This is a genomic window from Gilliamella sp. ESL0405, from assembly GCF_019469205.1.
GTDB lineage: Bacteria > Pseudomonadota > Gammaproteobacteria > Enterobacterales > Orbaceae > Gilliamella.
Window position 1 is genome coordinate 2,556,781 of the sequence record NZ_CP048265.1, and the last position, 15,224, is coordinate 2,572,004.

At 39.7% G+C, this 15,224-nt stretch carries 12 protein-coding genes; 7 read left to right on the forward strand and 5 right to left on the reverse strand.

What is annotated here, in order from left to right; translation table 11 throughout:
* Positions 1-41 precede the first annotated feature (41 nt).
* The 5 genes from radA to GYM74_RS11140 all read right to left on the reverse strand — a co-directional run bounded on the left by radA (position 42) and on the right by GYM74_RS11140 (position 5,486).
* A complete protein-coding gene (gene radA, locus GYM74_RS11120) occupies positions 42-1,424 on the reverse strand; it encodes a DNA repair protein RadA (protein WP_220218274.1) in 1,383 nt (460 codons plus the stop codon).
* A 9-nt stretch (positions 1,425-1,433) separates the two neighbouring features.
* Positions 1,434-2,408 carry a phosphoserine phosphatase gene (gene serB / locus GYM74_RS11125; protein WP_220218275.1) on the reverse strand — a complete coding sequence of 325 codons (975 nt, stop codon included), beginning with the start codon at positions 2,406-2,408 and terminating at the stop codon, positions 1,434-1,436.
* Positions 2,409-2,612: 204 nt separating this feature from the next.
* Positions 2,613-2,789 carry a helix-turn-helix domain-containing protein gene (locus GYM74_RS11130; RefSeq protein WP_220218276.1) on the reverse strand — a complete coding sequence of 59 codons (177 nt, stop codon included), beginning with the start codon at positions 2,787-2,789 and terminating at the stop codon, positions 2,613-2,615.
* 30 nt (positions 2,790-2,819) lie between these two features.
* Positions 2,820-4,112: a 16S rRNA (cytosine(967)-C(5))-methyltransferase RsmB gene (gene rsmB / locus GYM74_RS11135; RefSeq protein ID WP_220218277.1), complete on the reverse strand. Its 1,293-nt coding sequence runs from the start codon at positions 4,110-4,112 to the stop codon at positions 2,820-2,822.
* Between the two features lie 30 nt (positions 4,113-4,142).
* Positions 4,143-5,486 carry a Na+/H+ antiporter family protein gene (locus GYM74_RS11140; RefSeq protein ID WP_220218278.1) on the reverse strand — a complete coding sequence of 448 codons (1,344 nt, stop codon included), beginning with the start codon at positions 5,484-5,486 and terminating at the stop codon, positions 4,143-4,145.
* A gap of 421 nt (positions 5,487-5,907) precedes the next feature.
* Here GYM74_RS11140 and GYM74_RS11145 point away from each other — a divergent pair, with 421 nt between their 5' ends.
* From GYM74_RS11145 to plsB, 7 genes are all read left to right on the forward strand, one after another.
* Positions 5,908-6,729: a sugar phosphate isomerase/epimerase gene (locus GYM74_RS11145; RefSeq protein WP_220218279.1), complete on the forward strand. Its 822-nt coding sequence runs from the start codon at positions 5,908-5,910 to the stop codon at positions 6,727-6,729.
* Between the two features lie 47 nt (positions 6,730-6,776).
* A complete protein-coding gene (locus GYM74_RS11150; RefSeq protein ID WP_220218280.1) occupies positions 6,777-7,649 on the forward strand; it encodes a shikimate dehydrogenase in 873 nt (290 codons plus the stop codon).
* 177 nt (positions 7,650-7,826) lie between these two features.
* The gene (gene aroD, locus GYM74_RS11155) at positions 7,827-8,591 is read left to right on the forward strand and encodes a type I 3-dehydroquinate dehydratase (RefSeq protein ID WP_220218281.1); all 765 of its coding nucleotides are present in this window, start codon (positions 7,827-7,829) and stop codon (positions 8,589-8,591) included.
* Between the two features lie 177 nt (positions 8,592-8,768).
* A complete protein-coding gene (locus GYM74_RS11160) occupies positions 8,769-9,617 on the forward strand; it encodes an SDR family NAD(P)-dependent oxidoreductase (RefSeq protein ID WP_220218282.1) in 849 nt (282 codons plus the stop codon).
* 111 nt (positions 9,618-9,728) lie between these two features.
* Positions 9,729-10,019 (forward strand): putative quinol monooxygenase, encoded by a 291-nt coding sequence (locus GYM74_RS11165; RefSeq protein WP_220218283.1) that lies wholly within the window; start codon positions 9,729-9,731, stop codon positions 10,017-10,019.
* 197 nt (positions 10,020-10,216) lie between these two features.
* Positions 10,217-12,259 (forward strand): FAD-dependent oxidoreductase, encoded by a 2,043-nt coding sequence (locus GYM74_RS11170; RefSeq protein WP_220218284.1) that lies wholly within the window; start codon positions 10,217-10,219, stop codon positions 12,257-12,259.
* A gap of 233 nt (positions 12,260-12,492) precedes the next feature.
* Positions 12,493-14,919, forward strand: coding sequence for a glycerol-3-phosphate 1-O-acyltransferase PlsB (gene plsB / locus GYM74_RS11175; RefSeq protein ID WP_220218285.1), 2,427 nt, complete (start codon positions 12,493-12,495; stop codon positions 14,917-14,919).
* Positions 14,920-15,224 lie beyond the last annotated feature (305 nt).

The following is a 15,224-nucleotide window of genomic DNA, read 5'->3' on the forward strand; positions in this document are numbered from 1 at the left end:
CCAGCAAAGATGTCGGCAGAGTAGTTAGCAAGTAGCTAAAATCATGACAAATCATTCAAGATATCTAACGCTTCAGATACTTTTTTCACACCAAAAACTTGCATATTTTCCGGTCTCTTTTTGGGCATATTAGCTATAGGGACGATCGCCTTTTTAAAGCCATGTTTAGCCGCTTCGGCAATTCGCTCTTGCCCACTAGGAACCGGTCTGATTTCACCACCTAAACCAATTTCGCCAAAAATGACCACATCTTGCGGTAACGGGCGATTGCGAAAACTTGAAACTAAGGCCGCGATTAAAGCTAAATCGGCGCTGGTTTCTGTCACTTTTACGCCACCGACCACATTGACAAAAATATCTTGATCGGCCATTTGTAATCCACCATGTCGATGCAATACCGCCAACAACAGTGCTAAGCGATTTTGATCTAAGCCCACGGTCACTCGCCTTGGGTTGCCATACATGGAGTGATCAACCAGCGCTTGAATCTCTACCAGCAATGGACGGGTACCTTCCCATAACACCATAACGGAGCTACCGGGTAGCATTTCATCACCCCGACTTAAAAATATTGCTGACGGGTTACTTACCTCTTTCAAACCTTGTTCAGTCATGGCAAAAACGCCAAGTTCATTCACTGCACCAAAACGGTTTTTATGGCTGCGCAGCGTTCTAAACCTTGAATCGGCATCACCGTCTAATAATATTGAGCAGTCAATGCAGTGTTCCAGCACTTTAGGCCCCGCAAGCGAACCGTCTTTAGTCACATGACCGACCATAATAATGGCAATACCTTTGGTTTTGGCAAAGCGAGTTAAATAAGCGGCGGTTTCCCGTACTTGCGCAACACTACCGGGCGAGGATTGAATATCAGACAGATGCATCACTTGTATCGAATCAATCACCATAAGTTTTGGTTGAGATTGATCGGCCAGTAAACAGATCTGCTCGATACTGGTTTCAGACAGCATGTTGATATTATCGGTCGGTAAACCTAATCGGTGGGCGCGCATTGCGACTTGTTGTAAAGACTCTTCACCGGTCACATAAAGGGTGTTCATGTGCGCTGAGAGTTTACTCATCGTTTGCAATAGTAAGGTACTTTTACCGGCGCCGGGATTACCACCGATCAATATCGCACTTCCCGGCACTACGCCGCCACCGAGCACCCGATCGAATTCAGAAAATCCAGTTGAGAATCTCGGTAGCGCTTCTAAACTAATTTCAGATAATTTTTGGATTTTTGCTTGCCCAGCGACACTGCCGGCATAGCCTGTTAATCGTTCATTACGTGATGATGAGCTTGCAAGCCTAACTTCGGTTATGGTGTTCCAAGCATGACAAGCACTACATTGCCCTTGCCAACGTGGATAATCAGCCCCGCAATCATTACAAACATACGCACGTTTAACACTTTTTGCCAAATTATTCTCCTAACCTTCACTTAATAAACTTGTCGATAAGATACACCATAATCCAGTTAAATCTGCATAATTAATGCTAATTCTCGCCTTTTCTACCACTTTTGGTTTGCCATGATAAGCAACCCCAAGACCAGCAATACGAATCATCATTAAATCGTTGGCACCATCGCCAATTGCCACAGTTTGTTCAATAGGAATATTTAATGAGGCGGCTAATTGTTGTAAAGTGCGAGCCTTATATTTAGCATCGACAATTTGACCGATGACTTTACCGGTTAAGCGATTGTTTTTAATCTCTAACTCATTGGCATACGCATCAACTAACTTTAATTTCTGCTTTAGGTGATCAGCAAAATAGGTAAAACCGCCAGAGGCAATGGCAACATGCCAACCTTTTTTATGTAGCTCTTTAACCAAATAGGTTAATCCCGATGTCATTGGTAGTGACTGTTTAACTTGCTGTAAGATATCTTGATGTGCCCCTTTTAAAGTTGCGACTCGTTTACGTAGACTGGTTGCAAAATCAAGCTCACCTCGCATGGCTTGTTCGGTAACGGCTGCAACTTGCTCGCCAACGCCATGCAGTTTTGCCAGTTCATCAATGCATTCAATAGTAATTGCCGTTGAATCCATATCCATAACCAATAAGCCCGGTGAATTTAAAGTTGGCAAATTATCGATAGGTGAAACGTCAATACCTAATGCCAGCGAAATTGATTTCGCTTTTTTGGGGATCATACCGGCAATACGGACAATTTGATAAGATTTCACTTTCCAAGATGACACTATCACCATTGGCATTGCCAATTGTCTTTGGAAGTTCGATAAAATCGTTTTATTTAATTTTTTACCATAAATAATCCAACCTGTTTTACCGGCATTATAGTCAAGCGGTACCACTTCACAGCCATTTAAAGATAAAGGTAAACCTTGCCAGTATTGAATATTTTCGGGGAGATCATTATAGGTTAATGTGTAAGCCATAACAAAAATCTTAATAACGCAAAACAGATTTGGAATTTATCATATCTATCAAAAATTGTCCAAGTAAGGATTATAAGATGTTATTAATTGAAATTTCGGACTAAAAAACTCTGCTCATCAACTTTTTTTGCAAAAAAATGGGGTCATTGTTAATCAATATTTATTGCCTTTAGTTTGGTTTAGTTTAGAAATGACAAAATAACACTAAACGGCTTGTCCCCACAAACACAGCTGTTCAAGTGCCGGACCAATTTTTTCACCCAAAGGGGTTAATTTATATAACACTTTAAGTGGTGGTTTTTCACCATATACACGGCGAGTAATAAGTTGATCTTCTTCCAACTTTTTAAGCTGGATGCTGAGTGTTAATGCTTTATTCATTTTTCATAGTGCATGTTTTTTTTAAATGCACTAATTACTTTTTCTTAAAATAGCGTAGAAAAACCCATCGCCGCCGTTGTCGGTGGGTAAAAACTGTTTAACCTCGCCTTGCAATTTCGCATCACTATTTTCTTGTAAAAAACGCTCAATCTGCAATCTATTCTCGTCAGGGAGGATTGAGCAGGTAGCATAGACTAAAGTGCCACCTGTTTTTAAATAAGGCCAAATATTGGTTAAGATCGCATGTTGCAGTTCAGTCAATTGCGCTATATCGCTATCTCGCCGTAACCATTTAATATCGGGATGACGACGAACTACACCGGTAGCGGAGCAAGGTGCATCAAGCAAGATACGATCAAAAAGTCGCCCTTTACACCATGTTTCCGGTGTTAAACCGTCGCCAACTTTCACTTCGGCATGTTGTTTTAAGCGAGCTAAGTTTTCATCAATGCGTTTTGCTCGGCTGGCATCCACGTCAACCGCTAGCACGTGAGCTTTTGGCGCCACTTCTAAAATATGGGTGGTTTTACCGCCCGGCGCGGCGCACATATCTAAAATCTGTTCGTCATTTTGTGGTGCCAATAGGTAAGCGGCATATTGCGCGGATAAGTCTTGCACCGTTACCGCACCTTGAGCAAAACCCGGTAACTTAGTGACATTTACCGGTGATAATAAGCGAATAGCAGAAGGTATATCGGCAAAAACGGCGGATTGAATTTGTGCGTCAGCCAGTAATTGTTGATACTCAGTTGCAGTATAGTGATTCAAATTCACCCGTAGCCACATGGGTGGCTTTTGATTATTGGCTTCAATAATAGCTTGCCAATCATCGGGATAAGCTTGTTTAAGGCGATTTAATAGCCATGTCGGATGCCATGTTCGGCTGGCTTGTTGTTGGCTCTCTTTACTCAATTGCTGGGTTAATGTTGTTTGCTGGCGCAAAAACTCACGCAATACCCCATTAACCAAGCCTTTTAATGCCGATTTTTTGAGATCGTTGACCGCATTAACTGTCTCGCCAACAGCAGCATGTTCAGGGATTCGGGTATAGAGAATTTGATAAACTCCAACAAGTAATAAATAGTGTAAAACCCTATTTTTACCGGTCATGACTTTTTTCATCAAACGATGAATGTAAAAGTTAAGCTCCGGCAATACGCGCATCACGCCAAAACAGATCTCTTGAACTAATGCACGATCTTTGTCGGCTATTTTAGGTTGCAAAACCGTTAAGGCATTACTTAGCGACTGCCCGTCTTCAAGCACGTTATAAATAGCCTGTGCGCAAATCGCTCGAATATTTTGTTGTAACTTTTTATTCATAAATAATAATAACCTTAACGCATTGATAAATTACAGTATTAATGACCCAACCCAACCGGCAATAAATAACGGAATATTAAAATGGGTAAATGTTGGGATCACACTATCACGTATATGGTCATGTTGCCCGTCACTATTCAGCCCGGCCGATGTAGCTAAAATGGTATCTGACGGCGGTGAGCCGGCATCTCCAATTGCGCCCGATGCGCCAATTAAACAGACCGTTGCAATCGGTGAAAAACCTAATTGCACACAAAGCGGCACATAAATGGCTGCAATAATCGGCACGGTTGAGAATGATGAACCAATGCCCAGTGTTATCACTAATCCCACTAACATCATCATAAATGAGGCCACCACTTTATTACCGGCAAATAACGCTGCGCTATTGATAACCAGTGGCTCAATTTCATGGGTCTGTTTTAACACTTCAGCAAAGCCTTGTGCTGAAATCATAACAAAACCAATCATCGCCATCATTTTTATACCGTCAGTAAATACCCCGTCAGCTTCACCCCATTTTATGGTGCCAGAGACAATAAAGCAGATAAAACCAATCAGAGCACCTAAAATCATTGAGCCGGTATAAAGTTGCACGGTAAAAGAGAGTACAATAGCCAATAAAGAGACGATAACTGAACGTTTATTCACGTTGTTAAGCGCATCAAGGTTTGTCTCTTCACGAATAATTTTATATTCACGTGGTTTACGGTAACTGACAAAAATTGCCCATAATAAACCACAAAACATACCTAAAGCCGGAATTGCCATTGCATGCATAACATTGACATGACTCACATCCATACCCGATGAGATAATATTTTTTAACAATATTTGATTTAAAAAGATATTACCAAACCCGACCGGTAAAAACATATAAGGGGTAATCAGACCGAATGTCATGATACAGGCAATCATACGTCGGTCTAATTGTAGTCTCGACATGACATATAACAGTGGCGGAATTAACAGCGGAATAAAGGCGATATGGATCGGAATAATATTTTGCGAGGAAATACTCACTAATCCAATAATGACAATTAATGTCCACTTAATTCGGGTTTTTGCACTGCTCGATGTTAGCTGTTTTATCGCTTTGTCCGCTAATAATTCAGGTAACCCTGATTTGGATATCGCAACAGCAAATGCACCTAACATGGCATAAGAAAGTGCAATGTTGGCACCATTACTGATGCCGGTATTAAAAGCATCGATTGTTTCTTTTAAAGTTAAGTGACTAAACAGGCCGCCGGCAAATGCGCCGATAATTAAACTAATTACCACATGCACTCGGCATAGTGACAGCACTAACATTAAAATAACAGCAACGACGACAGCATTGATTGAAGATAAAAATTCAAGAATGGTATGCATAAAATGGATTCTTCGTAGCTCAGTAAAATAAGTTATTCTAGGCGATAGCCAACCAAAGTGCAATTGATCATGCCGACTTAACCGCCAGCCCTTGCCTATTTAAAAAATCATCGCTTTGCGTTTAAATAAAAAACAACCCGCCAAAAAATTAAATAAAAAAATAAAATCAATATGTTGATTGAATTTTTCGCAATTTAGATTTAATTATTTGATTATTCATTTGTTGATGTAGATCGCATTTTGCCAAAAAATCTTTTTTTTACCTTGCTAATCGCCCAATTAATCGATATTTTAAACAATAGAAATTTTTAATAGAAATCAACTTATTTATAGAAATATAATAATAAATACCAATATGGCTGATCTAAAAATTTACACAATTTATGTTTTGATGAATTGATTTTTGTTTAAGGAGAAAGATATGTCTAACCGTCCAATAGGATTGGCAGCGTTAACTGTCTTAGATGTTTCACCAGCCAATCAAGTTTTGGTTGCTGCCGAAGCCGGTTATACTCATGTTGGTTTACGGCTTATTCCCGCTACCCCAACCGAACCCGTTTATGCAACTGTTGGCGACACGCCAATGGTGCGCGAAATTGAACGCCGGTTAAAAGAGACCGGCATTAAAGTCTTAGATATTGAGATTTTTCGCTTAAAACCCGATACCCGTGTAATCAACTTTTTACCAGTACTTGAAACAGGTGCCCGATTGGGCGCTAGTCAGGTACTGCTGGCGGGCAACGATCCGGATCAAAATCGCCTGGCCGATAATTTTGCCCAGCTGTGTGAAATTGCCGCACCACTTGGCATTGCAATAAATATTGAGCCGATGCCATGGACTGATATTCCAACAGTAAATGCCGGGATTGAATTACTCAAAACAGCCAATCAAAACAATCAAGGAATGATTATCGATCCACTACACTTTGATCGTGGGGCAAATACTTTGGATGATTTGAAAAAAGTACCTAAAGATTGTTGGCGCTATATGCAACTGTGTGACGGCACCAAAGAGAAACCAAAAGATATAGAAGGATTACTCTATCAAGCTCGTAACTATCGCCTGTCACCGGGTCGAGGTGGTATTGACCTTGTGTCACTGTTAAAAGCGTTACCGGAAATGCCAATTTCAATTGAGTGCTGTAACGATGAGTTAGCGTTATCCAAATCACCGATTGAACGCGCTAAAATGTATATTGAAGATGCACGTGCATTATTAAAACGTGTAGCAGAACAATCGTAAATGTGTACCCTTTGCTAAAAGGCAAAGTCAGTAGTGGAGAATTTTTAATGAGAAATAATATCGACGGCCATTTTTTATTGATTGGTTTAATGGCCTACCCAATTCGTCATAGCTTATCGCCACAAATGCAAAATACCCTCTATGCTAAGCTTGATATCCCTTATGTCTATTTAGCCTTCGAAGTTGATCAAGAAAAGTTACCCGATGCAATAAAAGGGCTTCGTGCTTTAGGGCTACGTGGTAGTGCAGTATCGATGCCAAATAAACAATTGGTCTGCCAATATCTTGATAAATTAACCCCGGCAGTTGAAATGAGTGGTGCTTGCAATACGATCTCAAATGATAACGGCGTACTTACCGGTTACAACACCGACGGCATTGGGTATATGCGTATGCTTAAAGAAGCCGGTGTTGATGTGATAGGCAAAAAAATGACCATTTTAGGTGCCGGTGGCGCGGCAACGGCGATTGTGGTACAAGCAGCACTTGACGGTGTGAAAGAGATTGCAATCTTTAATCAGAAAGATGAGTGCTACGCCAAAATCGAAGCAGTTGCTAAAAAATTAAATGAAAATACGCAATGTAAAGTATCTGTCACCGACCTTGCCGATACGGAGCAACTTCGCCAGGCGATTGCCACAAGTCAAGTGCTTTGTAACGCAACCGGTGTCGGTATGAAACCATTAGAAGGTCAAAGTTTAATTACCGATCCAACCATGTTAAGACCAGATCTGGTGGTGACTGACTGTATTTATAGTCCACGAAAAACCAAATTACTTGAAATCGCCGAAAAGCAAGGCTGCAAAACCTTAAATGGTATTGGTATGATGCTATGGCAAGGCGCTGCGCAAATTAAAATTTGGACGGGTGAAGATGCGCCAATCGACTATGTAAAAGAAAAAATGGGATTTAATGATTAATAATTACGCAGGCTAATAACTTACTTTTAACTGATTTATCATACGCTTTAACCGGCTTTTAGATTAAGCAGATAATTAAAGGTAAGTTATCAGATTAATCTATGCTATTGTCTTATTTGAAATAAGCTATGTGGCATTATTGATTATTAACCTAACTTTTGGCAAACAGGATTGAAAATGAAAACAGTTACTATTAAACAGCTTGAAATCGGTACCGGCGCACCGAAAATTATCGTACCAGTAGTGGGTAAAACCGAAGCAGAACTACTCGATGAAATTAAATTTTTACAATCTATTGATTTTGATGTCCTTGAGTGGCGTGTTGATCACTTCAGTCAAGTCGATGATATTGATGCAGTAAAATCAGTGGCTAAACAAATCGGACAATTACTCCCCAATAAGCCGATACTCTTTACCTTCCGAACAGCAAATGAAGGCGGGGTAAAACCATGGCCACTTAGCGATTATATCCGGTTAAACAAAGGAATGGCCAGCAGTGGACTTGTCGATCTGATCGATGTTGAAGTGTTTATTGGTGATGAGTATGTCAAAGAGATTATCGACGTTGCACACCAACATCATGTCTTTGTGGTCAGCTCTAATCACGACTTTGAAAAAACCCCAGCACAAAGCGATATTGTCGCTCGATTACGAAAAATGCAAGACTTAGGGGCAGATATTCCGAAAATTGCAGTGATGCCAAAATCAACAGATGATGTGTTAACGCTACTTGCCGCCACCACGGAAATGAACGAAAAGTACGCAACCCAGCCAATTATCACCATGTCAATGGCGGGGCTAGGCGCAGTTAGCCGCATAGCTGGCACAACATTTGGTTCAGCAATGACATTTGGTGCGGCAAAAAATGCTTCGGCCCCCGGGCAACTTGATGTCAAAGAGTTACGTTATATTTTAGATGTGTTGTATCGAAGTCGCAGTTAAATAAATAGGTCGTTAAATAGATAGCTAAATAGATAGTTAAATTAATCGCGCAATAAATAATTAAATATTTAGCTAAATTATTATCGCAACACTGTTTAAACAATAATAAGCAATAAATAACAAGCAAAAACCGTTTACTTAGCGGTCGTTAACAAGTTTACGAAATAGGAGTTTTTTATGAGCCAAAGTTGGTTAGGGTTAGAAAATGATGTCTGTGTCGTCACTGGCGCTATGGGCGGTATGGGGTTAGAAATTTGCCGTGAATTTGCTAAACAAAAAGCAAATTTGGTATTGATTGATTTAGATGAAGCCAAATGCCAACAATTTGCCAAAGAGCTCACAAAGCAGTATGGAATACAAGCGATCGGTATTGCGTGTAACACCACAATTGAAGAACAGGTTGATGCCGCTGTTGCCGAAGTAAAACAAGTATTCGGTCGCTGTGATGTGCTGGTTAACACCGCGGCTATTTTGCGTTTTTGTCCCATTGAGGATTTGCCACTTGATGAATGGAAAACGACAGTCAATATTAATTTAACCGGTTATTTTTTAATGTCACAACGCTTTGGGCGCTTGATGATTGAGCAAAAATCGGGGCGTATGGTGCATATCTCAACCGTTGCTTCTCATACACCCGAAACATACAGTGGCGCTTATAGTCCAACTAAAGCCGGGGTATCAATGCTATCTAAACAGTTTGCTGCAGAATGGGGGCAATTTGGTATTCGCAGTAATGCAGTATGCCCGTGCTTTGTCAAAACGCCGTTATCAAGAAAATTCTATGAAGATAAAGAAGTTGAACAAGGGCGAACACGTATGATAGCCAGCCGACGTATTGGTGAAACCATTGATATTGCCAACGCCGTTTTATATTTAGCCAGTAAACGTTCGGATTACTCTAACGGAACTGAGCTGGTTGTCGACGGTGGGTATGAAGTGATGTTAGGCGATTTAGTGCCTCGTCCGGGTGGGCGTCGTCAATTTGCCATTGAACAGCATGCAGCACTTAACGCAAATAAAAAATAGTAAACCGCAATGGCAAATAGCTATTGTCAAGATAGCTTATATTAGCGGTCGTGAATATTAAAAGTTAACTCATAATCAATGATAACAAACGAAAGAATATAGGGAGCTTCGATGAGTGAATTGTCAATCATCGCAATACATCACGTTAAACCGGCTTTTGTTGAAGCATACCGCCAAGCGGCCGAGCAAATAATTGCGCTTAGCAGAAAAGAATCAGGTTGTGTTGCCTATGATCTGGGCATTGATTTGAGCGATTCTAATACGTTTATCTTTACTGAAACATGGGCTAGCAGGCAAGCGTTAGAGCATCATCAAAACACAGCGCATTTTTTAGCATTTAAAACGTTTCTCAATGACAAATTAGTCGGTAGAGAGTGTTATATAACAAAAAAATTTAATTAACTAAGTTAGTTATTTCACATGGCTCGCATCGAGCAACAGATGCGAGCCATTATCGTTTTAAGTGATTTATAGATAAAATGAATCGATTTAATAAAATTAATAAAATATATATATAAAATTTTTCATCAATAATTTTTTAAAACCCAAAAAATATTTAACGGATATTAAGAAAATTATTTAATAAAAAGGAGCCAAATATGCCTAATCTTTCAGCTATATTTGAACCGTTCGTGATTAACAGAACAACTATTCGTAACCGGATTGTTATGCCGCCTATTGGCACCAACTTCGCCACCCTTAACGGGGAAATGGTTGAAGACCATATTCAGTACTACGAACAACGAGCAAAAGGCGGGACTGGGCTTATTATCCTTGAAAATGTCTGTGTTGATTTTCCCTATGGTACCAATGGCACAACCCAACTGAGAATCGATAATGATCAGTATATCCCCGGTCTGTTTAAATTTACCGAGCGAATGCATAAACATGGCGCATCGGTTGCCGTGCAAATTAATCATGCCGGCGCATCAGCCTATCCCGGTCGTTTAAATGGTTTACAACCGATTTCATCGTCGAATATCCCGTCTAAAACCGGCGGTAATGTGCCAAGACCGGCAACCGTTGAAGAGCTTAATGAAATCGTAAAACAATACGGGCTTGCCGCTCAACGTGCTCAGCGGGCAGGCTTTGATGCCGTTGAAATTCATGGTGGGCACTCTTATTTGCTGAGTCAATTTTTATCACCAATCTATAATCGGCGTACCGATGAATTTGGTGGCAGCGCAGAAAATCGCTCTCGCCTTATTCGAATGGTTATTGATGAGATGCGCACAAAAGTTGGACCACATTTCCCAATTTTATTACGGATTAGTGCAGTTGATTTTGTCGACGGCGGCAATAGTTTAGATGATACGTTAGAAATTCTTCAATACCTTGCTGACGGGGTGGATGTGTTTGATGTGTCAGCGGCACAAAATGATACGATTCAATTTCAAATCGATCAGATGAACTTACCGGACGGCTGGCGTGCTTATATGGCTAAAGCCGTGCGTGATAAATTTAATAAGCCAACAATTGCATCGGGTAATTTTCGCGATCCGGCAATTATTGCTAAAACCATTGAAGAAGGCACCGCTGATTTTGTGGTGTTGGGTCGTGGGTTGATTGCAGAGCCTTATTGGGTTGAAAAAGTGCAAAATAACGAACTTGATACGTTAAGAAAATGTATCTCGTGCAATATTGGTTGTGCCGATCATCGTATCGCTCGTTCTAAACCGATTCGCTGCACGGTTAATCCCGATATTATTAGCTACGAAGACTACAAACGTTATCAAATTTCAACACCCATTAATGTTGTGGTTATTGGCGGCGGAACGGCAGGTCTTGAAGCAGCATGCAGCGCAGCTGAAGTTGGCTGTAAGGTCACTTTATTTGAGGAAAAACCTTTTTTAGGTGGACTTTCAATGATGATTTCACGCTTTCCTTATAAAGCACGCATTGCCGATTTACCTAAATTTTTAATTAATCGGGCAAAAAAATTAAAAAATCTGACCATTAAGCTAAATACGACAGCAACGCCAGATGTTATCGAAAGTCTTAAGCCAGATTTAGTGGTGAGTGCTACCGGTTCAAAGCCCCTTTTGCCACCAATTAAAGGCTTGCAAGCTCAACTGCAATCGAATAATCGTAAGGTGTTTTCGATCTTCGATATTATGCAAGATTTTTCACAATTTACCGATATTCCTAATAAAAAAGTGGTGGTGATTGGTGGTGGCGCCGTTGGTTTGGATGTGGTGGAATATTTCTCAGAAAACAAGGCTAAAGATGTTTCGATTGTCGAAATGAAATCGGCTATGGCAGAAGATTTAGATTATATTGGTCGAATTTCCATGATGACAATGCTTAATCACAATGGAGTAAATGTTCATTTATCAACGACTTTATTAGAAGTCGCCGACAATTACTTTTTGGTAAGCGATAAAGACGGCAACCAATTTAAACTACCTTTCGATTACGGTTTTGTTTGTCTAGGTATGCAAAGTGAAAATACTTATAGCGCTGCATTTATTGAGCACGCCAAAGCACATAACTATATTTTTCATAAAATTGGTGATAATAAGCAGGCGCGCAAACTTATTGACGGAATGCGTGAAGGACGAGATGTGATCACCTTAATTCAACGCTTAGAAAGAATTAAAGCCAACAAAGTACGTGGAGTTGATATCAATAAACCTTTATAATACGCTGTTATGATAACCGAATTTTCAAGCAGTTGAACGCACATAGCTGAAAGATTGTGCAAATTTGCTTACGGTTGAACTTTAACAAGTATATACTTAATTAGGCTCTCTGATTGAAAATAATGAGAGCTAATAATTTTTTATGGCTTAAACGCTCATTTCATATCGGGTTGGCGAATTAACCTTAAGTTATTTAAGTATATCATTAGCAGTAAATTAAGAGGTTTATCTTTATGTTTCCTTGGTGGACTAAAATCTATTTGTCACTAATTCAGATCCCGGTTAAGCTTTTTGTCAAAAGCAAACCGATTCCGACCGATCCAATTACTGAATTAGATTTGGATACCAATAGACCTATCTTATATGTACTACCTTATAACTCTCAGATCGATTTAATGGTCGTTCGTTCGCTGTGTTTACGTTATGATTTACCTGATCCATTAAAAGGCATCGATATTAATGGCAAAATTGTGCCGGCTTTTATCTATATTGATAAAGGTCCTGGCTTTTTTGCTTCTAACCAGCTGCAAAATATGTCTATCGATATTTTAAAAGACTATATTTCGGCGCATCAGCAAAATGAAGATCTGGATATCCAAATGTTACCTGTTTCGGTTATGTTTGGACGTAGCCCGGATAAAGAAGGTAAAAAGAAACCTACGTTGCAAGTGCTTGGCGCAACTTATAAATTATATAAAATCATTGTTTCAGGTCGAGACTGCTATACCCGTTTTTCCCGTACAGTATCGTTTAAAGCTTTACAGAATGATAAGCAGCAAGATATTTCGGTATTAGCTCATAAATTGGCTCGTGTTGCCCGAATTCATTTTGCTAAACAGAGAATGGCTTCGGTCGGACCTAAATTGCCGGTCAGACAAGAGATGCTCAACGGTTTACTTAAAAAACCGGGATTAGCTGAAGCGATTGAAGAAGAGGCGAAAAGTAAAAATATCAGTCAAGAGAAAGCGCAAAGAAATGCGTTAGCGATGTTAAATGAGATTGCCGCTAACTTTTCTTACCGAATGCTGCGTATCACCGATTTTGTACTGACTTGGGCATGGAATAGGCTCTATCAAGGCTTAAAAGTTACCAATGCTGACCCGGTGCGAGAACTGGCTCAAAATGGTCATGAAATTGTCTACGCACCTTGTCATCGAAGCCATATGGATTACCTGTTATTATCCTATGTTCTGTATCGTCAAGGATTAGTGCCACCACATATTGCCGCTGGTATTAATCTCAATTTCTGGCCTGCAGGTCCGATTTTTAGACGATTGGGGGCATTTTTTATCCGACGTTCGTTTCGAGGCAATAAACTTTATACTTCTGTTTTTCGGGAATATCTTGCTGAACTATTTATCCGTGGTTATGCGGTTGAATACTTTATCGAGGGCGGCCGCTCACGTACCGGTCGATTGCTCGATCCGAAAACGGGTATGTTAATGATGACCGTTCAAACACTTTTGCGTGGCGATGCAAGGCCGATCACTATTGTTCCGGTCTATATCGGCTACGAGCATGTTTTAGAAGTTGCCACTTATGCCAATGAACTGCGTGGCGCTCAAAAAAAGAAAGAGAGTTTATGGCGCACCATTAAAGCCTTTTTAAAACTGAAAAAATTGGGTTATGGTTATGTCAATTTTGGCCACCCTATACCTTTAAACCAATTTTTAACGCAACAAGTTCCGCAATGGCGAGATGCTATCGAACCAACCGGCACAGTGCGCCCGAACTGGCTGACACCGACAACCAATTTGTTGGCTAAAGAGATTATGGAGCGCATTAACTCATCAGCGGCAATTAATGCAATGAACTTATGTTGCTCGATCTTATTAGCAGCCGATCAACGAGCGCTAACTAAAGTGAGATTGCTTGAGCATATCAGTTATTTGATTAAACTATTTAAAAGCATTCCTTATTCGGATTTGATAACCATTCCCGATCAGACGCCCGAAGAGTTATTCGAGCATGCTAAACAAATGGGTAAATTTGTCATCACAACCGATGAAGCGGGTGAAATTGTTGGGCTTACAGCCGAACAAGCCATTTTAATGACGTATTACCGCAACAATATTCAACATTTGTTAATTATTCCAGCCATTGTTGCCAGAATTCTGTTAAAGCATAATCGAATCTCATCACAAGAGGTTGTTGAGCAAGTGAAATTGCTGTTCCCGTTAATTAAATCGGAACTGTTTCTTTATCATAACGATGAGCAATTAACTCAATATGTTCATCAGATCATTGACGCTTATGCTGAGTTGAATTTGATCAGTTATTCTCCGGATAAATTAACATTGAATTATTTAAAAATGTCGGGATTGCAATTACTCTCTTCATCTTCTAAAGATACATTACAGCGTTACGTTATTGCTTTTTCATTATTGCAAAAAGATCCAAGCATTAGCCGAGGCACGCTAGAGAAAGAAGCACGCCTTATTGCTGAAAGATTATCAGTTTTACATGGTATTAATGCACCTGAATTTTTCGATAAAGGTGTTTTTTCAGCATTGGTCAGTTCAATGCGAGAACAGGGTTATTTAGATGATAAAGGCGATGCTAACTTGCCGAAAATTGAGGCAATGAATAACATTCTTAAACCTCTTATCACCGCCCGAGTGATGCAAACGATTGATGAAATTAATCCACTTGATAAGTAGATAAATTAACGCCTATTTTGGATAATCTTGCTCATGAACTTCCCATGAGCAAGACAATAATACAATACTTCATTTTTTTACACTAAAACACAGCTTAAATCTTAATTTTTTGCATGAATAATCGAGATTATTCAACAGATTTCTATTTTTTTCATTAATTCAGCCCCATTTATTTGACATATGTCAAAACTTTACATTTTTGCACTTGTTTTTCCCTTTATTTCCGGTCAATTAAATATTATCATTACAATTAATAGGGATGTTTTTTACTGCTTCCAACATAATAAATTTAATAATGTAATGTC